Annotated in this window: 16 protein-coding genes; 13 read left to right on the forward strand and 3 right to left on the reverse strand. The window is 63.5% G+C overall.

Features of this window, described 5'->3' with window-relative positions; translation table 11 throughout:
• Positions 1–46: 46 nt before the first annotated feature.
• From LT988_RS11915 to LT988_RS11925, 3 genes are all read right to left on the reverse strand, one after another.
• A complete protein-coding gene (locus LT988_RS11915; protein ID WP_269752126.1) occupies positions 47–1,384 on the reverse strand; it encodes an ammonium transporter in 1,338 nt (445 codons plus the stop codon).
• A gap of 23 nt (positions 1,385–1,407) precedes the next feature.
• A complete protein-coding gene (locus tag LT988_RS11920; protein WP_232410344.1) occupies positions 1,408–1,746 on the reverse strand; it encodes a P-II family nitrogen regulator in 339 nt (112 codons plus the stop codon).
• A gap of 77 nt (positions 1,747–1,823) precedes the next feature.
• On the reverse strand, positions 1,824–2,603 hold the full coding sequence (locus LT988_RS11925) for a TorF family putative porin (RefSeq protein WP_232410345.1): 780 nt from the start codon (positions 2,601–2,603) through the stop codon (positions 1,824–1,826).
• A 738-nt stretch (positions 2,604–3,341) separates the two neighbouring features.
• On the opposite strand from LT988_RS11925, the gene ubiK reads away from it, so the two are divergent.
• The 13 genes from ubiK to LT988_RS11990 all read left to right on the forward strand — a co-directional run bounded on the left by ubiK (position 3,342) and on the right by LT988_RS11990 (position 18,894).
• The gene (gene ubiK / locus LT988_RS11930; protein ID WP_232410346.1) at positions 3,342–3,608 is read left to right on the forward strand and encodes a ubiquinone biosynthesis accessory factor UbiK; all 267 of its coding nucleotides are present in this window, start codon (positions 3,342–3,344) and stop codon (positions 3,606–3,608) included.
• Positions 3,609–3,630: 22 nt separating this feature from the next.
• Positions 3,631–5,154: a YifB family Mg chelatase-like AAA ATPase gene (locus LT988_RS11935; protein ID WP_232410347.1), complete on the forward strand. Its 1,524-nt coding sequence runs from the start codon at positions 3,631–3,633 to the stop codon at positions 5,152–5,154.
• 202 nt (positions 5,155–5,356) lie between these two features.
• Entirely contained in the window at positions 5,357–7,264 is a 1,908-nt protein-coding gene (locus LT988_RS11940; protein WP_232410348.1) for an ATP-binding cassette domain-containing protein, read from the forward strand.
• Positions 7,265–7,412: 148 nt separating this feature from the next.
• Positions 7,413–9,926, forward strand: coding sequence for a glycogen/starch/alpha-glucan phosphorylase (locus LT988_RS11945; protein ID WP_232410349.1), 2,514 nt, complete (start codon positions 7,413–7,415; stop codon positions 9,924–9,926).
• Between the two features lie 149 nt (positions 9,927–10,075).
• Positions 10,076–11,272: a PP2C family protein-serine/threonine phosphatase gene (locus LT988_RS11950; protein WP_232410350.1), complete on the forward strand. Its 1,197-nt coding sequence runs from the start codon at positions 10,076–10,078 to the stop codon at positions 11,270–11,272.
• Between the two features lie 326 nt (positions 11,273–11,598).
• Positions 11,599–11,961 carry an Hpt domain-containing protein gene (locus LT988_RS11955; protein ID WP_232410351.1) on the forward strand — a complete coding sequence of 121 codons (363 nt, stop codon included), beginning with the start codon at positions 11,599–11,601 and terminating at the stop codon, positions 11,959–11,961.
• Positions 11,962–12,079: 118 nt separating this feature from the next.
• Complete coding sequence (locus tag LT988_RS11960; protein ID WP_232410352.1) at positions 12,080–12,421, forward strand: STAS domain-containing protein; 342 nt, start codon at positions 12,080–12,082, stop codon at positions 12,419–12,421.
• A gap of 30 nt (positions 12,422–12,451) precedes the next feature.
• Positions 12,452–13,516, forward strand: a complete 1,065-nt coding sequence (locus LT988_RS11965) for an SLBB domain-containing protein (protein WP_232410353.1) — start codon at positions 12,452–12,454, stop codon at positions 13,514–13,516.
• A gap of 61 nt (positions 13,517–13,577) precedes the next feature.
• Positions 13,578–15,671, forward strand: a complete 2,094-nt coding sequence (locus LT988_RS11970) for a GumC family protein (RefSeq protein WP_232410354.1) — start codon at positions 13,578–13,580, stop codon at positions 15,669–15,671.
• Positions 15,672–15,763: 92 nt separating this feature from the next.
• Complete coding sequence (locus LT988_RS11975) at positions 15,764–16,093, forward strand: LruC domain-containing protein (protein ID WP_232410355.1); 330 nt, start codon at positions 15,764–15,766, stop codon at positions 16,091–16,093.
• On the forward strand, positions 16,090–16,359 hold the full coding sequence (locus LT988_RS11980) for a hypothetical protein (RefSeq protein WP_232410356.1): 270 nt from the start codon (positions 16,090–16,092) through the stop codon (positions 16,357–16,359). Before LT988_RS11975 ends, LT988_RS11980 begins: the two co-directional genes overlap by 4 nt.
• Before the next feature lie 469 nt (positions 16,360–16,828).
• The gene (locus tag LT988_RS11985; protein ID WP_232410357.1) at positions 16,829–17,887 is read left to right on the forward strand and encodes a glycosyltransferase family 4 protein; all 1,059 of its coding nucleotides are present in this window, start codon (positions 16,829–16,831) and stop codon (positions 17,885–17,887) included.
• Positions 17,884–18,894, forward strand: coding sequence for a glycosyltransferase (locus tag LT988_RS11990; RefSeq protein WP_232410358.1), 1,011 nt, complete (start codon positions 17,884–17,886; stop codon positions 18,892–18,894). The genes LT988_RS11985 and LT988_RS11990 overlap by 4 nt, the downstream gene beginning before the upstream one ends.
• The last annotated feature ends 11 nt before the right edge of the window (positions 18,895–18,905 follow it).

Genomic DNA, 18,905 nt, shown 5'->3' on the forward strand with positions numbered 1-18,905 from the left:
AGGCGAGGCAGGCACCGAGGCGGAGGAATCCGCCTCGGTAAGCGGTTTAAAGGATGTAACCGCGCTCGCCGTGCTGAGAAAGATCGAGACCTTCGGTTTCCTGCTCTTCGGTGACACGTAGCCCGATGAGCAGATCGACCAGCTTGAGGATGATGTAGGTCAGGATCACGGTGTAAACCAAGGTGAACAGAACTCCTTTGGTTTGGATCCATACCTGCCCGAGCATACTCATGCCCTCGGCGAGACCCGCACCGCCGAGCGCGGCCGAGACGAACACGCCGGTCAAGATCGCGCCAACGATACCGCCGACCGCATGCACGCCGAAGACGTCGAGCGAGTCGTCATAGCCCAACGCGCGCTTGAGCTTGGTCGAAGCCAGGAAACAAACGATGCCGGAGGCAAGGCCGATGGCGAGCGCGCCAAGCGGACCGGCCGTTCCGGACGCGGGCGTGATCGCAACGAGCCCGGCGACCGCGCCGGTAGCGATACCGAGAACGCTCGGCTTGCCGTGCGACACCCACTCGGAGAACATCCACGCGAGCGCGGCCGCCGCCGTCGCGACCTGAGTCACCAGCATCGCCATTCCGGCACTTTCGTTCGCGGCGACGGCGCTACCGGCATTGAAGCCGAACCACCCCACCCAGAGCATCGAGGCGCCCATCAGGGTGTAGCCCAGATTATGCGGAGGCATGGCCGTATGCGGATAGCCCCTGCGCTTCCCCAAGACCAATGCGGTGACGAGACCCGCGACCCCCGCATTGATGTGCACCACGGTGCCGCCTGCGAAGTCCAGAACGCCCCAGTCCCACATCAGAGCCCCGTCGCCGCCCCAAACCATATGAGCAATCGGCAGATAGACGACGGTGAACCAAAGCCCCATGAACCAGAGCAAGGCGGAGAATTTCATGCGTTCCGCGAAGGCGCCGACGATGAGAGCCGGGGTAATGATGGCGAAGGTCATCTGAAAGGTGGCAAAGACAGTCTCGGGAATGGCCGCCGTGAGGCTCTCGCGTGTCACCCCGCCGAGTAGGACCTTATCCAATCCACCGATGAAGGTGTTGATGTTGAGAACACCCGACTCCATGCCCTGCGTTGAAAAGGCGAGGCTATAGCCGTAGAGAACCCAGAGAATCGTCATGAGTGCAGCGATAGCGAAACACTGCATCAATACCGAAAGGACGTTCTTGGCGCGCACCAAACCGCCGTAAAAAAGCGCCAAACCCGGGATGGTCATGAAGAGAACAAGTGCCGTCGCCGTCAGCATCCAGGCCGTATCGCCGCTGTTCAAAACAGGCAGCTCCTCGGCCTTCGCCAGTGCAGGCATCAGCAGCCAGAGAGCCGCCAAAGCCGGTACGGCCAGTCGTCGCGGTTCCAGTGTGTACATCGTTGCGATCCTCTCGGCGACGACTAGAGTGCGTCCGATCCGGTCTCGCCGGTGCGAATGCGGATGACCTGCTGCAGGTCGAAAACGAAGATCTTTCCGTCGCCGATCTTGCCGGTGCGCGCCGCACTGCTGATGGCCTCGATCACCTTCTCGACCATCGAATCGTCCACCGCGATCTCCACCTTGATCTTGGGGAGGAAATCCACGACATATTCGGCACCGCGGTACAGTTCCGTGTGTCCTTTCTGGCGACCGAACCCCTTGACCTCGATGACAGTGATACCGGATACGCCGATGTCTCCGAGTGCCTCGCGGACGTCGTCCAGCTTGAACGGCTTGATAATGGCTGCAACCAATTTCATTGCAATTTAGCTCCTGTAGAGGCCAAGGGCTAACCCTTGGCCGAGGGATTGGAATCGCGAGTGCGAGGCGGGGTGCTTCAGAATTCCTTCAACCAGCCGACCCAGAACTGCGGATCGTCGTTATAGGTATCGCGTCCGACTTGGTCGTAATTCAAGCTGAAGGTGCCGAAATCGCCGGCTTCGCGACTGATGGTCACACCCCAATGGCCGTAGTCGTTGCCGCCGTCGTTGTAATCGAAATCATAATAGCCGCCGCGAAGCCCGAGACCGAAATCATAGGGCAGTGCGAAATCGAGACTGGCGTAGTAATACCAGTCACCTTCGACGAAGAGCGCTTCACTGGAAGGCACGCCGGGCGCGTCGTCGGCCTGACCATAGACCGTGTAGGCCAGACCGGCCGTCAACCATTTCCAAGTCGCACTGCCGCCGATTTCCGCGAAATCGAGATCCTTGCCGTCGGGATAGGCGTAATAGATGGCGTTGACGTCGAAGCTAAAATCGTCGTTGATGGATTTGCTGAAACCCAAGTAGCCATCGAGCTCGTACCCGGGCGAATCAGAGGTCGTGACATCGAATGTTTGGCCCTCGAAATCGACTTCGTAATCGACGCTGCTTCCGAAATCGACGTTTGAGGCCCAGGTACCCGCGTAGAAGCCGCTGCTGTGCTCGTAATCGATCCCGCCCTGAACAGCCGGGCCGTTGTCGGTCTGAGTCAGGCCACGGAAGAAGTAGTTGCTGACGACGCCGATATTGGCGCTGAAGTTATGCGTCTCGTCGGCCGCGGCGTTCTGGAAAGCGCCCGCGCTCACGGCGAGCGCCCCAAGCGCGAAAGCGGTTCCGATGCGTCGTGTTGTCATTGCTGTGTGCCTCTCGATGATGCGGGCTTGCTAGTCGAGGTTAGAAGAGACCGGCTGGTGCCCGAGTGACCGCGCCGGTTGTGACGTTGTGATGTCGAAATAAGCAGATAGCGTGCCATTAGGCAATCGCGCCCCAAGCAAGAGGCGTTTCAGCATCATGTTGCAAGCGCGCAACTTTAAACCGCACCAAACCAAGGCATGAGCGGATGCCTCGAAGAACCGAGCGCACCAGAAGGGTGCGGCGATGTGAGCGTCAACCGACCGTCGACTCACTTTCCCCTTGAGCCGGCCCGTTTACCGAGCGCTCGTTGGTTTTTCCGAAACAGGGGGCGTCCCGCAGGCGTCGGGACGAGTTGCCGGTGCCGCATAGCGGTCATGAGGACAAGGAGGCGCAACACCGACCGGCGCGCGCGGGGCGTTCAACCTGGTCCCGGCAGTTGAGCAGCGCTCGGAGGCGGCCCGCGCGATGTTCGTGGATCGCAGGGGCCTTCACCGGGCCGCGAGCCATCGAACCAAAGCGATCGTCAAGGCCGCCATGACCTTGCGTGACGTGCGCAAAGTCACCTGACGGATCCAGTCAATGCGGCGATAACCCCCGTGCGCTCGGTATATAATGGCGGGCAGTTGAGTTGCCGCGCCTCTCGCGACGCTGAAGTCGTTGCGGGATCGATCCGAGTATCCCCGCGTCCACGCCGGACCCACATGCCAACCTAAGGCCGCAAGTCAGGAGTAAACCCCATGCTGGATCCTAAACAGCTCGACGATCTCGCCCAGCGCCTCGCATCGGCGATGCCGAAAGGCATTCAGATGTTGCAGGAAGACATCGGCCGCAATCTCCGAGCGTCGCTCGAGTCCGGACTCGACAAGCTCGACCTGGTCACCCGCGAGGAGTTCGACGTCCAATCGGCCGTCCTGGCGCGCACCCGCGAGAAACTGGCTGCGCTCGAAGCACGCATTGCAGAGCTGGAGCGCGCGCACCCATCGGCACGTATAGAGGTGGATTGACCTCCCGAGAGCAAGCACGCTCGTGGCCCTCTGCATCCTGCACAGCCGTGCGCGGGTCGGTATCCATGCCCCCGCAGTAACGGTCGAGGTCCATCTTTCAGGAGGGCTGCCCTACCTTTCGATGGTCGGCTTGCCGGAAATGGCGGTCAAAGAGAGTAAGGACCGGGTGCGCGGCGCACTACTGAACGGCCGATTCCAGTTTCCGATGGGCCGGGTCACCATCAACCTGGCACCCGCTGATCTGCCGAAAGAGGGCGGGCGCTTCGACCTTCCCATCGCGCTCGGCATCCTCGGCGCCTCCGGACAGATCGCTACCGAGCGGCTCGAGCAGTACGAATGGATCGGGGAGCTGGCACTCTCGGGAGCCCTGCGACCCGTCAACGGCGTCTTGCCCGTCGCCGTGGCGGCACGCGAGGCGGGCCGCGAGCTGATCCTGCCGGCCGAGAATGCGGCCGAGGCGTCGCTGGTTTCAGGGCTCGACATCCGACCGGCGCGGCATCTCATGGAGGTTTGCGAGCATCTCAACGGTGCGCGTGTGCTGCCGACCTTCGAGGCGAGCGAACGGATTTTCGTCGAGCCCGTCTATCCCGACCTCGCGGAGGTCAGGGGTCAGGAGCATGCGAAACGGGCTCTGGAGATCGCCGCCGCGGGTGGCCACAGCCTCCTCTTGATCGGCCCGCCCGGCACCGGAAAGTCGATGTTGGCGAACCGCCTCCCCGGACTATTGCCGCCGCTGAGCGAGGACGAAGCGCTGGAGGCGGCGGCGATCCGCTCGGTGAGCGACCGCGACCTGTTCGACCCGGCGCGCTGGCGCGAGCGCCCGTTTCGCTCGCCGCACCACACGGCATCGGGCGTCGCGCTGGTGGGCGGCGGCAGCAACCCGCGGCCGGGCGAGATCTCGCTCGCGCATCAAGGGGTCTTGTTCCTCGACGAGTTGCCCGAATTCGACCGCAAGGTCCTGGAGGTCTTGCGCGAGCCCCTGGAGTCCGGACATATCGACATCTCGCGGGCGGCACGACAAGCACGCTTTCCAGCGCGATTCCAGCTGATCGCCGCGATGAATCCCTGTCCATGCGGCTATCTCGGCGACAACAGCGGGCGCTGCCGTTGCACACTTGACCAGGTCGGACGCTATCGGGGACGCATCTCCGGGCCGCTGCTCGACCGGATCGACATGCACGTCGAGGTCCCGAGACTGGACCTTTCTCGGCTTGGCGAATCCGCCTCGGAGACGCGGGAGACGACAGCGCTCGTGCGCAGCCGAGTGGATGGTGCACGGACCCGCCAGATCGCGCGCGCGGGCAAGGCCAATCATGCCCTCGGACCCGCCGAGATCGAGCGCGACTGCGCCCTGGAACCCGACGGCCAACACATGATCCAGCAGGCGATCACCCGCCTGGCCCTTTCGGCGCGCGCCTACCACCGGATCCTGAAAGTGGCTCGGACGATCGCGGATCTCGATGGACTCGCGCGGATCGAGCAGCGACATCTCGGCGAAGCAATCGGTTACCGTCGGCTCGACCGCGGCAATCCGGCACCCACCTAAACCGCGTCCAGAGCGACATGCGTCATTGTCATCATGTATTCGGCCTTGAGGACGTCACCACCCTTGCTGGAGACGCGGTTTAATATTCTAAATTTTTTCAAAGCTTTAAACCGCGCCAGCCCCGACTATTCTCATGTCTACCGGGGCCGACCCCACCCAAAAACATCACGTACCGCGCTGGGCGCGGTTTAGACTCGAGACCATGCTCCAGCTCCAAACACTCAGCCTGCGCCGCGGCCCGCACCTCTTGATCGAGGGGGCCGATGTCACCGTCTATCCGGGTCAAAAAGTCGGCCTGGTCGGCTACAACGGTTGCGGAAAATCGAGCCTCTTCGCACTGTTACTCGGGGAGCTCCACGCCGATGCCGGCCAAGCCACGATCCCGGCCGGCTGGGAGGTCGCCCATGTCGCCCAGCACACCCCGGACAGCGAGGGTGCGGCGATCGATTTCGTACTCGACGGCGACGCGGAGCTACGCCGGATCCAGGCCGAGCTGGCGCGCGCCGAGGCGGCCGGCGATGGACTGCGTCAGGGGGAGCTGTTGGGACGCCTGGAGGCGATCGACGCCTACGGTGCGGAAAGCCGGGCGGCGAGACTTCTGCACGGGCTCGGCTTCGCTCCCGGCGACGAGCGCCGTGCAGTCAACAGTTACTCGGGCGGTTGGCGCATGCGTCTCGCCTTGGCGCGTACCCTCATGTGCCGCTCGGACCTCCTGCTGCTCGACGAGCCGACCAACCACCTGGACCTCGACGCCGTCATCTGGCTCGAAGGCTGGTTGAAGGCGTATCCGGGAACGCTGCTCTTGATCTCGCACGACCGCGACTTCCTCGACGCCGTCACCGGGCACATCCTGCATCTCGACCGCCAGCAGCTGACGCTCTACGCTGGAAACTACTCCGCCTTCGAACGTCAACGCGCCGAGCGGCTCGCCCAACAGCAAGCCGCGAGCGAGCGCCAACAGCGCGAGATCGCGCACATGCGCAGCTTCGTCGAGCGCTTCCGGGCCAAAGCCACCAAGGCACGTCAAGCGCAAAGCCGACTCAAGGCGCTCGAGCGCATGGAGCTGATCGCGCCGGCGCATGTCGACTCGCCCTTTCGATTCGAGTTTGCTCCGGCCGAGAGTCTGCCGCGCCCGCTCTTGCGCCTGGACGAGGTCGCGGCAGGCTATGGCGAACGGCCCGTGATCGAGGGGGTTGGGCTGAGCCTGAACCCCGGGGATCGCATCGGACTGTTGGGGCGCAACGGGGCCGGCAAGTCGACGTTCATCAAGGTTTTGGCCGGCGAGCTGACCCCGTCGATCGGGCGTGTGGAGCGCGCCCAGGCCTTGAAGATCGGCTATTTCGCCCAGCACCAGATTCATCAGCTTCACCTCGACGACAGCCCGCTCGGCCATCTGCGGCGTCAGGATCCGAACGCGACCGAACAGGCTTTGCGCAGCTATCTGGGCGGATTCGGCTTCGAAGGGGATCGCGCACTCGGCCCGGTCGGCCCGCTCTCGGGCGGCGAGAAGGCACGGCTGGTGCTCGCACTGATCATCCGCCAGCGGCCCAATCTGCTTCTGCTCGACGAGCCGACGAACCATTTGGACCTGGAAATGCGGCATGCCTTGACGGAAGCCCTACAGGGCTTCGATGGGGCCTTGGTGCTGGTCTCTCATGACCGTCACCTTCTGCGGGTCACCGCCGACACGCTGCTCCTGGTCGATGCCGGTGCAGTGCGACCGTTCGACGGAGATTTGGACGACTACCCCGCTTGGCTGGCCAACAACGACCCGAGTCGCAGCGGCGAGACAACACGCCCGACCGGCGCCGCATCGAGCGCCGCGGCCGACGGCAACGAGCGCAAACAACAGCGTCGTCAGGCGGCACAGTCGCGTCAGACCCTGCAGCCGTTGCGAAAGCAGGAGAAGACGCTGGAGAAACGCATGGAAGCGCTTGCAGCCCGTCGCGCGGCGCTTGAGCAGTCACTCGCCGATCCGGACCTCTATGCCTCAGAGGCCAAGGCGCGATTGCTCGCCCTGCTCGACGAGCAACGCCAGGTCAACGCCGACCTGGAAGCGACCGAGGAGGCCTGGCTCGAGGTCAACGAGGCAATCGAGCAGGCTCGATAGTTGCTTAATTGACCCGACGAGACCGTCAAGGAGACCTTCACCCAGCGACCGATTCCGCTCGACCGAGCTGTTCACGCCTCTCGCAACCGCTGCGAACCGGCACCTCGGATCGAGCTCAACCCCAACCGATCAAGGATCCAGCGGCGCCATGTCACCGTTTAAAAACATCATCAGTGCCCGACCGAACGAGCAGTTCTTCGACCTCCCCCCGCTGCCGATGAGCCCGGAGGGTATCGCACGCGATTTCCAGCACTACTACGCCTATACGTTCGGTCGGGATCGCGACTGTCAGTCCGCCTACTATCCTTACAAGGCGCTCGCGATCGCACTGCGCGACCGTCTCATGGAGCGCTGGAAAGGCACGCGACATGCCTATGAAGACGCGGGCTGCAAGCGGACCTATTACCTGTCGCTGGAGTTCTTGATGGGACGCACCCTCTCCAACGCGATGCTGAATCTCGGCGTCAGCGATGCGGCCGCCAAGGGGCTGTACGACCTGGGTATCTCTCTGGAGGAGATCGCCGGCAACGAGCCCGACGCTGGCTTGGGCAACGGAGGCCTCGGCCGGCTCGCGGCCTGCTTCCTCGACTCCTGCGCCACCCTGCAGCTTCCCGTGAGAGGTTACGGACTGCACTACGAGTACGGGATGTTTCGGCAGCTGATCGAAAACGGTCATCAAATCGAAGAACCCGATCACTGGGTACGCGACGGCAACCCCTGGGAATTGGAGCGCCCCGAGTTCACCCAACGTATCCAGTTCGGCGGACACACCGAGACCCACAAGGACAACGACGGGCGCGATGTCGTGCGCTGGGTCAACACCAACGACGTGCTCGCCGTCCCCTACGATATCCCGATCCCCGGTTATCACAACGGCACCATCAATACCCTGCGGCTCTGGAAGGCCGCCGCGACCGACGAGTTCGATCTCGGCGAGTTCAACTCGGGCAGTTACCCCGAGTCGGTCGCGCAGAAGAACGCGGCCGAGCACATCACCATGGTGCTCTACCCCAACGATGCGAGTGAGAACGGCAAGGAGCTGCGCCTGCGCCAACAGTTCTTCCTCGCCAGCGCCAGCATCAAGGATGTGCTGCGCGATTGGATCCGTCTGCACGGAAAGGATTTCACCGGTTTTGCCGAGAAGAACTGCTTCCAGCTCAACGACACTCATCCAGCCGTTTCGGTCGCCGAGCTGATGCGTCAACTCATGGACGACCACGGTCTGGAATGGACCGAGGCTTGGTCCATCACCCGCAAGACCATGGCCTACACCAACCATACCCTGCTGCCCGAGGCCCTCGAGCGCTGGCCCGTGCGGCTCTTCGAGCGGCTGCTTCCGCGGATTCTACAAATCATCTACGAGATCAATGCCCGCTTTCTCGGCGAGGTGGCGACCCGCTGGCCGGGCGACAACGATCGCCAAAGACGCATGTCGCTGATCGAAGAAGGATACGAGTCACAGGTCCGGATGGCCTACCTGGCAATCGTCGGGAGCTTCTCGGTCAACGGCGTTGCCGGCCTGCATTCCCAGTTGCTCGTCGAAGGTCTGTTCCGTGACTTCTACGAGCTCTGGCCCGAGAAATTCAACAACAAGACCAACGGCGTCACCCCTCGCCGCTGGCTGGCCATGTGCAATCCCGGGCTGCGCGAGCTGCTCAACGAGACCATCGGCACCGAATGGGTGCGTGATCTGGGCCAGCTCGAACGCCTCGTGCCCTACGCCGAGAACGCGGACTTCCGCGAGCGCTGGCATCAAATCAAGCAGGACAATAAACGCTGCCTTGCGGCCACGGTCGAGCAGGTCTGCCGGGTCTCATTCCCCGTCGATGCACTCTTCGATGTGCAGGTCAAGCGCATCCACGAGTACAAGCGTCAGCTGCTCAACGTCCTGCACGTGATCCACCTCTACAACCGCATCAAGCGGGGCGATACGCGGGACTGGACGCCGCGCTGCGTCCTGATCGGCGGCAAAGCGGCACCCGGCTACCAGATGGCCAAGCAGATCATTAAACTGGTCAACAATGTCTCCCGCGCGATCAACGGCGACCCGGAGACCGAAGGCCTGCTGCGGGTTGCCTTCATCCCGGACTACTGCGTCTCGCTGATGGAGGTCATCGCGCCCGGCACGGATCTCTCCGAGCAGATCTCGACTGCCGGCAAAGAGGCCTCCGGCACCGGCAATATGAAGTTTATGATGAACGGCGCCATCACCATCGGGACACTCGACGGGGCCAACATCGAGATCCGCGAGCAGGTCGGGGATGACCACTTCTTCCTCTTCGGCCTAACCGCCGCCGGGGTCGAGGCACGCCGCTCTCACTACGACCCCAACGGCATCATCGCCGGCGACTCCGCGCTACTCGAGGTCATGAGTCTGCTCGAATCCGGACACTTCAACCAGTTCGAGCCGGGCATCTTCGATCAGATCATCCTCTCGATTCGCAACGCTCATGACCCCTGGATGACCGCCGCGGACTTCCGCAGCTACGTCGACGCCCAAGAGGAGGTCGCGGCGGCGTACCGCGACCGCGAGCGCTGGCTGCGCATGAGTATCCTCAACACCGCCCACAGCGGTCACTTCTCCTCCGACCGCACCATCGCGGAGTACAACCGCGACATCTGGAAACTGACCTCGGTCACGCCGGGGTCATTGGGCGGATGACTGAACCGACCTCGGACGCGCTCGACGAGCACGCCCGAGGTCGGACCCGCAGGCCGATCCCAGCGGCGGGAAACCGCCCCCAACCCTGACCTCCGCGCCTATGGTATAAGGCGCTTTGACCAAATCCTCGGCGAAACCGACCAGCCACCATGCGTATCCTGATTGCCGATGATGCAAGCGATGCGAGGGAGATCCTCGGGCGCCTGCTCAAACGCTGGGGGCATGAGGTCGTGACGGCCAGCAACGGCCGCGAGGCGTGGGAGATCCTCGAGCGCGAGACGATCCGTCTCGTCATCAGTGACTGGATGATGCCCGAGATCGACGGACTGGAGCTGTGCCGACGGATCCGCGCCGTGCAGTGGGACCACTACGTCTACTTCATCCTCTTGACCGCCCGCGACGACAAGGACGACCTGATCGAGGGCATGACGGCGGGTGCCGACGATTTTCTGACCAAATCGTTCAATTTCGAGGAGCTGCGCGTGCGGCTGCGTGCCGCCGAGCGCATTTTGAGTCTCGAAAGCCAACTCGCCTCGCGCAACAGCAAGCTCGAAGACACCAACGGCAAGCTCCACGCCGCCCTCGACCGGATCGAGCAGGACCTGCGTGCCGCTGCGGTCCTGCAGGCCAGCCTCTTGCCGAAGGATCCGAACGTGTCGCCCGCCGTAGCCTTAGCTTGGTTGTTCCTGCCCGCAACCGAGATCGGCGGTGACATCTTCGATTTTTTCCGTTTGAACGACCGCGATCTCGGGTTTTATCACCTCGATGTCGCGGGGCATGGCGTGCCCTCGGCAATGATGTCCGTGACCCTGAGTCGAACCCTTTCCGCGGAGCTCAGCGAAGGTCACCTGGTCGCTCGGTCGGGAGGCGAGATGCGCGTCAGAGCCCCGGATGCCGTCGTCGGCGACCTCAACCGGCGATTCCAATCCGGCGACAACGCACCCTATTTCACAATGGTTTACGGCTATATCGACACCGACTCAGGGCACGGCGAGCTCTGTCAGGCCGGCCATCCCCATCCGCTCCTGGTCCGCCGCGACGGGCGTGTCGAACGGGTCGGACACGGCGGATTCGCCGTGGGGATGCTCGAAGGCGTTTCCTACGATTCAGTCGCCTTCACGCTGGAACCCGGCGACCGACTCATCCTCTACTCCGACGGCATCACCGATTGTCGCAACGCCGAGGGCGAGAGCTTCGAGCTCGAGCGTCTCATCGGCCTTACCGGCGACTGCATCGATGCGCCTCCGGCGACCTTGACGACGCGCCTCGACGAGACCTTGCGGAGTTGGCGCGGAGCGGGAGAGATCGAGGACGATATCTCGCTACTGGTGCTCCAACGGCGATGACCGATCGGCAGCGGGCTCGGGCCCGCTGCCGCGGAAAGTGACCAAGGACACTGCCCAACGTCTTCGCAGAGCGCTATCCTTAGGAGCGAGCCTCGCCCCGCAACCGAACACCACCGACGTCAGAGCTGCTCGGATCGGCGCGCCGCCCGCGGAGCCGATCATCGCAGGGTCTCGAATCGTTCAACCCAAAATCCGGCAGTTGATGTCCACGATCGTCGACCGCGTCAAACCTTTGCATGGGGCACGAAGCAGTCAACTGCCGAATCTAGGTTGAACCCGCGCCCGGCGTCTCACGCCGCAACCACAACCGATATTGGATAGACAGTATGTCAGGTTCAGGAGAAGATCGGATCGAGATCGTCATCGACACAAATGTCCTTGAGGACATTCGTGATCTGATGGAGGACGATTTTCCCGATTTGGTGCGGCGTTTTCTCAAGGATTCAGTCGACCTGCTCGATCAAATTGATCAAGGCATCGCCAAAGGCGATGTGGATTCGGTCCACCGCGCGGCCCATACGCTCAAGTCCAGCTCCGCCGCCCTCGGCGCACTGGCGCTCTCGGAACGCGCGAAGCATCTGGAGGCCCTCGGTCGCTCGGGGGTGCTGACCGGCGCAGAGGCAGAGGCGGCCGCGGCACACGTCCAGCTTGCGCGCGTAAAGGAACACCTGGAAAGGCAGATCGAGTAGGGATCCCCACCTTGGATGCCGACCTGATTCGAGCCCACGACGACCTGCGCGGCAGACGCTCTGCAAACGCTCGGATTCCGAGGCGAAACCAACCGCCCGACCGCTGGAGCACATGAGGATGAAGGCAACCGTTACCCATCGAAAGATCGGCCAAGTCGACAGCGTCGCCATCGCCGGTCGCTTAACCGCCGCCGAGGCGCCGGCCGTTCGACAAGAGATCCTTGAAGTCCTGGAGCGGGGTGACGCGCGCCTCGTCCTTGACCTGTCGGAGATGACCTTCTGCGATTCGAGCGGCCTCTCGGTGTTGATCTCCGCGCTCAAGGCAGCGCGCGGCAGCAACGGCAACGTCTCCTTGGCCGGACTGACCCCCAGCGTTCGGGCGCTGATCGAGCTGACCCGCCTTCAACAGGTCTTCGAGATCTTCGACGACGCCGAGGTCGCCGCCGCTCGAATGGGCTAGGCCGGCAGCGCTCGGCACCTACCCGCCAGGATGAACGGGGTCACCCACGCACACCCGGTCGAGGAGCCGGACGTATCTTTGGTCGAGCGGTTCCTCGGATGCCGATGGATCGGGGCAGCGCTGACCCTTCTCATCGCCTCGACCCTCGGCGGCTGCGGCAGTTGGGAAGTCGTTCCCGGATCCACCGAGCCTGCAGCATCGAACTTCGAGGTGCCCGAGCGTCGCATCGAGGCATCCAGCCTTGAACTCCTCAAGCAGTTTGAACAAGCAGGAGAGCCGGTCTATCGGTTCGGTCCCGGGGACGAGCTCGTCGTCTCGGTGGCGGCCCGACCCGAAATTTCCGGACCGCATCTCGTCGGACCCGACGGCATCATCACAGTCCCTTTCGCCGGTCCTATCCTCATCGGCGGCCTAACCCGGGAAGAGGCCGCCGCCCATGTTGTCGAGGCGCTTGCACCCTATTATCTCGATCTGTCGGTCACGGTCGGCGTCACGCGCTACGGGTCGAATCGGATCGTCGTTCTCGGGCGCGTCGAGAATCCCGGCGTGCTGCAGTTCGACACGCCGCCGAATCTACTCGAGACGCTGGCCCAGGCCGGCGGCCTTCCGCTCCTGCGTCCCGAACAGCTCCTGACACGCTGCGCCGTGATTCGCGGCGACAGCATCCTCTGGGTCGATGTCGCGCGCCTGCTGACCGGCGACTTGTCGTTGAATATCCGATTACAGCGCAACGACATCGTCTATATCCCGGATTCCACGGATACACCGGTTTACGTCCTCGGCGAGGTCGAGACCCCCGGTGTCTATCGACTGACACCCCAGATGTCGTTCCTGGATGCCCTGAGCCAGGCAGGTGGCCCGACCCGGGATGCGAATCTCAATCGGATCCACGTCATTCGTCCGGCGGATCGGGTCAATTTCACTTTCTCGTTTATGGAAATCCTGAAACCGGATCCGGGACTGAACGTCGCGATGAAGGAGGGCGACATCGTTTATGTCCCACGTAGCGGAATCTCGCAGGTCGGTTACATCCTGCAGCAGATCAATCCGTTCAGCTCCCTCCTGGTCATCAATCAGCTCGCAGGCACCCAGTGACCAGCCGGGTCGACATTCGTAGTGCGCCAGCGCAACCCTCGTGCCCGTCGGGAGGGCGTCCTTGAGCGCACCGCCCACTCAGCCTGCCTCCTCGGGTGCCTTCCAGCCGCTCAACAGCATCTGGAATCATAAGCTCCTGATTGTCCTGGTCGCCTTCGTCGTCGCAATCGGCGGAACCTATGTCGCCTATATCAAGGGCACCGCCGTCTATCGCGCCACGGCGGTCATCTACGTCGCACCCCGGTTCGCCAATATCCTGGAGGACTCCAAAGAGCTGGAATTCCAGTCCTTTTCCCAGTTTCAGCAGTTCTTGAAACAGCAGGCGCGAACCATCAACCGATACGATATCGTCTCCGAGGCGCTCGCGCGGCTCGGCGAGCGCGCCTCCGCCGTTTGGCGCAGGCCCGATGAGTCCGAGCGGGAAGCGACCGAACGCCTGCAGCAGCAACTCCAAGTGCGCGATGTCCGAGATACCTATCTGATCACCGTCAGCCTCGAGTCCGAGAACGCCGACGGGCTCGACGAGATCGTCAACAGTGTCGTGACGGTCTATCTGGAAAAGGCGAAAAAGGAAGAGATCTATGCCGGAGAGGATCGCATCGAGATCCTCGCCGAACGCCGCAAGGCGCACGTCCTGCGTATCAAAGCACTCACGGAGCAACGCAACGCGCTTGCTCAGGTCCTCGGGGTCACCACCTTCGTCGAGGGCTCGCTCAACCCTTACGACACCCTCTTGATCGAGAGCACCAGTGCCGTCCTCAAGGCCGAGCGCGCACGCATCGAGGCGGACGCCGAGCTGGCGACCTACGACGCCGCGACCGGTGGCGAATCCGCCCGTGCGGCCTTGAACGCAGCGGCCAGCGAGATCGCCGCCAAGGATCCCGGACTCAACAGCCTCAAGGCCAATCTGTACAAGCGACGCAGCGAGGTTCTCGAGCAAACCACGGGGCTGACGGAAAATCATCCCGTCAGACGCATCGCGCAGCGCGAGCTCGATGATCTGGAGAACGAGGTCCAAAGCGCCTCGGCCCAATTGATCGCCGAAAAATCGGTCATGCTGCTCGAGGAGCGCAGGGCGCAGGTACGCGAGCGCGCCGCGGTCGAGGACGTCCTGCGTGCGCAGCTTCGCGAGCAACAGGATCAGGCCGCCTGGTTCGCGACCCGTTACAACGATGCACTGGACGCAAGCAACGAGATCACGCGCGAGCGCAAGGCGTTGGATGCGATCGACGACCGCATCGAGTTTCTGGAAATCGAGGCCAGCGCACCGGGTTTTATCCGGGTCTCGACCTGGGCCATGCCGGCGATCCTGCCGGTAAGCGGCGGTCGCACCAAGCTTGCCGTGGTCTTCGCGGCACTCGGGGGCATCCTGGGATTGGTGTCGGCGATTGCGGTCGACCTGCTCGACCGGCGCGTTCAGACAAGTCGGCAGGTGCAATCGCTCGTGGGCTTTCCGCCGTTGGGGTCCTTCCTGGAGCCCTCCCGGGATCCAGCTCACCGGGCCCTGCTCGCCGATCAGATGCGACGGCTCGCCCTCGCGCTGAAGCGAGAGCGCGACGCGAACGGTGTGCGCCGTCTCCTGATCACCGCGGCTCGCGATGGTTGCGGCTCAACCACCGTCGTGCTTGATTTGGCACGCGAGCTGGACCGTCAAGGCCTACGGGCCGTCGTGGTCGAAGCGAACCTCTTCTGCTCGGACTCGCGCTACCGAACGATGCCGGATCGACCGGGTCTTCTCGACATCCTGTCGGACGACCTTGATCCCACCCTCGCCATCGTTCCCGGCGACGAGGCCCTACCCGACCGTATCCGCACCGGGGATTCGGTCGATGAACACCTGAGCGACTGCAGCCGTCTACCCCGCGTGCTCGATCGGCTGGATGCGCAATACGACATGGTGCTCATCGACGCCGCCCCGATTCGCCTCTCCGCAGACACCGAGTATCTGGCCGGCATCTGCGACGCGACCTGGCTGGTGGTGCGAGCACGACTCGCACAAATCGGCGAAGTCAAAGGTTCCGCGGCACGCCTCGAGAAGGCATCGCCGCCGGCAGTCGGCCTGATCATGACCGGCCTGACCGTCTTTCTGGGTGGTGGCTACTATGGCAAGGTCCTGAAGGAGTACCGCAAGACCATCGTGGCAAAAAATCGATAAACCGCCTCCGAAACGATCTCGCTCGCCCTTCCGGTCGCCCTGGCATGCCTCGGACGGGGCGCGGAGCGAGCCGTCTGCCGGTTCGACCGCACATGAACAACCTGGTGATGGCCTATCGGGTCGTGGAAATCCTCAATGCCCACAACGAGGTCACCGATTTGAAGCTGATCTACGAAATCGCCGCGCGCGGCGGCACGGCGCAGACCGCGTTCGGCATCCATCTGCCCGGGATCGAGCGCGGCCTGATCGACACCGCCGCGACCACACTCTCGATCGGTGATCAGGCACCCGTCGGGTTGCCCGCCGAGTCCGGCCAGCGCGAGGCGGTTTTCGTACTGGCGCCGAAGCTGCCTGACCTGGCCAAGACCGGTCAACGCTGGCCGTGCAGCTTCTTCACCTTGCCCGCAGGGCTTCCACCATGACCATCCGCCGCCCCTTGTCGATCTCGCCGGTGAACATTGCCCTTCTGCTTCTGGTCTTGGCCGGAGCCGCCTACGGCACCTCGGTCCGTGCGGACATCGACGAGGTTCAACCCAATGCAAACTTCATTTATGAAACAATCTGGTGGAACGACGCGGGCATCGCCCTGGCATCCAACGACGGCAACCCGGCACTGCTCATTCGTTACGGCGCTCGCCGATCCCTCGGAAACGGATGTCAGCACCGACGATCTTTGGATTCAGAGTGATCGCGACGTGACGATGCGCCTGCGCACGGACAATCCGGACGTGACCATCGCCCCCGGGGGCGACGCGGTCACTGTGCTGTTCGGGTGGGAGGAGTAGGCGCAGGTCAGCCTGATCGAGTCGAACCCGATGCCCGGGGCGGACTGAAATCCAACCCCGAACCACCCGCCCTAACTGCAGCGATTCGCACCGTCATCGCGACTCGAGCGGCGGCGCCCATCGACGCTCTCGGCTCGCATCGACGCGACGTCGGACGCGGGCGCGGACATCGCGTTCTGTTACTATTCGACGCGCGGATTGCCGGCACTCTGTTCAATCGCGCCGCCGAACAGCCGCGTGCGTCGGATCCGGATCGACCGGCATCGAGAAACGGCCCGGATCACGGTTGACCGGGAGACAATCGATGCATGGCTTGAATCGAAAGCACTGCCGCAGACAACCCTCAAACGAAATCCCGACCAGGGGAACGCGATGACCCCGCGGCTCTTGTACGTACTGCACAGTGGCAATCTCTACGGCACGGAACGCATGGCTCTCGCAACCTTGGAGGGTCTTGGAGCGACTGTCGATCCGCTGCTCTGCGCACCGCCGGGTCCGGTCCTTGCCGAGGCGCAGCGGCGCGGCGTGCAAAGCATCGCCTTCGCGAACCCGCGGGAGCTCGCCCTTCTGTTGCGCCGGGAGGTTTCGAATCACCGCGAGGTCTCCTTTGCCGCGACCGCGGTCACCCACTCGGTCCTCTTTGCCGCCCTGAACGCCGTCTATCGGCGACGCGGCGTGCACATCCACATGGTTCACGGCGGCACCGACGAGCGCGACAGCTACGGGCGCAAGAAGATACTCAACCACGCGGGGGTTCGCTTCGTTGCCGTCTCCGGTTACGTGCGTGAGCGCCTTGTCGCGAACGGGGTACGCGCCGACAGGATCTCCGTCATCGAGAATTTTCTCGGCTCCGACGATGTCGCCTCGCGCCCCCGGCGCTCGCCATTCGTGAGCCCCGGTATTCGGCATGTGCTGATCGTCTCGCGCGTCGATCCCATCAAACGGGTCGATCTCTTGCTGGACGCTCTCGACCGCCATGCCGGGCCAAGGGCTCTCGAATTTCGTATTCTCGGAACGGGCTGGGATCTGGATGCCTTGCGGGAGCGGGCCCGGACCACCCATCCGCAGGTGACCTTCGCGGGCTTCTCCGATGCGGTGCCGAACGAATTGGCCCGGAGCGATCTCTTGCTGCACCTTTGCCCCGTCGAGCCCTTCGGGCTTGCGATCCTGGAGGCAATGGCGGCAGGCATACCGGTTCTGGTGCCGGACAGCGGCGGTGCCGGATCCCTGGTCGAGGACGGGGTCAGCGGCATGCACTTTCGGGCCGACGATGCCGATGACCTGGCACGCCGCCTCGCGACGTTTCAAACGGCCGATGCCGACACGCTCAATCGTCTGGTGGCCGGCGCCGACCGCCAACTGGCGATGCGCTTTTCCGCTGCGGCACGCATCGCCGACTATCGGCGGCTTTTCAATGGAGTCGAACTATGAACCCGAATGGATCGCGCGTTGCGCTCTCGGTCGTCATCATCGGCCGCAACGAGGGGTCGCGTCTCGTGCGATGCCTGCGTTCCGTGCAAGCCATTCGTGGGGTTCGCGGCACGATCGAGATCATCTATGTCGACTCGGACTCCAAGGACGGCAGCGCCGAGCGGGCCCGCGCACTCGGGGCGCAGGTCATCATGGTGCATCCGCAACGCCCCTCCGCCGCGCTCGGTCGCAATGCCGGGTGGCGCGCGGCGCAGGCGCCGGTGATCCTCTTTCTGGACGGCGACACCATCCTGGATCCGGATTTCGTCGCGAGCGCCTTGCCGCTGCTGAAGGACTCGAACGTCGCCGTCGTCTGGGGACACCGCCGCGAGCTGCACCCGGAGGCGTCGATCTACAACCGAGTGCTGGACCTGGATTGGGTCTATCCACCGGGTCCGAGCGAATTCTGCGGCGGCGATGCACTGATGCGCCGCGCCGCCTTGGACGAGGTCAACGGGTTCGACGAGAGCCTGATTGCGGGCGAAGAGCCGGAACTCTGTCGGCGGCTGCGCACGCTGGGTTACCGCATCGAGCATATCGACCAGCCCATGACCCTGCATGATCTGGCGATCACCCGCTGGGAGCAATATTGGCGACGTGCCGAGCGGGCCGGCCATGCCTACGCGGAGGTCGCGGCACGATTCCGCAACAGTGACTATCCGCTGTGGTCAGCGGAGGCTCGGCGCAACTGGATCCACGCGTCTATTCTGATCTTGGCGATTCCGGGCGGTATCGCTGCCGCCGTCGTCTTGGAAAGCCTCTGGCCGCTGCTGTTGCCGATCGTCTTTTACCTGGCCCTGATCGTGCGCACCGCGCGCCGGGTGGAGTGGAAGGAGCCGAGTCCGTTGACGCGCCTGCTGTACGGGGTGCATTCACACCTGCAGCAGATCCCGATCCTCTTCGGACAAATCGGGTTTTATCTCGATCGACGCGCCGGGCGTCGTCGACGCCTGATCGAGTACAAATAGGCCGAGTAGCG

The organism is Thiocapsa bogorovii (assembly GCF_021228795.1).
Classification (GTDB): Bacteria; Pseudomonadota; Gammaproteobacteria; order Chromatiales; family Chromatiaceae; genus Thiocapsa; species Thiocapsa bogorovii.

Excerpts from the sequence above, each read along its gene's own strand:
- LT988_RS11960 (WP_232410352.1), top strand. The coding sequence starts at position 12,080 with ATGAAGGCAACCGTTACCCATCGAAAGATCGGCCAAGTCGACAGCGTC.
- LT988_RS11980 (WP_232410356.1), top strand. The coding sequence starts at position 16,090 with ATGACCATCCGCCGCCCCTTGTCGATCTCGCCGGTGAACATTGCCCTT.
- LT988_RS11925 (WP_232410345.1), bottom strand. The coding sequence starts at position 2,603 with ATGACAACACGACGCATCGGAACCGCTTTCGCGCTTGGGGCGCTCGCC.
- LT988_RS11975 (WP_232410355.1), top strand. The coding sequence starts at position 15,764 with ATGAACAACCTGGTGATGGCCTATCGGGTCGTGGAAATCCTCAATGCC.
- LT988_RS11920 (WP_232410344.1), bottom strand. The coding sequence starts at position 1,746 with ATGAAATTGGTTGCAGCCATTATCAAGCCGTTCAAGCTGGACGACGTC.
- LT988_RS11985 (WP_232410357.1), top strand. The coding sequence starts at position 16,829 with ATGACCCCGCGGCTCTTGTACGTACTGCACAGTGGCAATCTCTACGGC.
- LT988_RS11990 (WP_232410358.1), top strand. The coding sequence starts at position 17,884 with ATGAACCCGAATGGATCGCGCGTTGCGCTCTCGGTCGTCATCATCGGC.
- LT988_RS11940 (WP_232410348.1), top strand. The coding sequence starts at position 5,357 with ATGCTCCAGCTCCAAACACTCAGCCTGCGCCGCGGCCCGCACCTCTTG.
- LT988_RS11955 (WP_232410351.1), top strand. The coding sequence starts at position 11,599 with ATGTCAGGTTCAGGAGAAGATCGGATCGAGATCGTCATCGACACAAAT.
- LT988_RS11945 (WP_232410349.1), top strand. The coding sequence starts at position 7,413 with ATGTCACCGTTTAAAAACATCATCAGTGCCCGACCGAACGAGCAGTTC.
- ubiK (WP_232410346.1), top strand. The coding sequence starts at position 3,342 with ATGCTGGATCCTAAACAGCTCGACGATCTCGCCCAGCGCCTCGCATCG.
- LT988_RS11915 (WP_269752126.1), bottom strand. The coding sequence starts at position 1,384 with ATGTACACACTGGAACCGCGACGACTGGCCGTACCGGCTTTGGCGGCT.
- LT988_RS11965 (WP_232410353.1), top strand. The coding sequence starts at position 12,452 with ATGAACGGGGTCACCCACGCACACCCGGTCGAGGAGCCGGACGTATCT.
- LT988_RS11950 (WP_232410350.1), top strand. The coding sequence starts at position 10,076 with ATGCGTATCCTGATTGCCGATGATGCAAGCGATGCGAGGGAGATCCTC.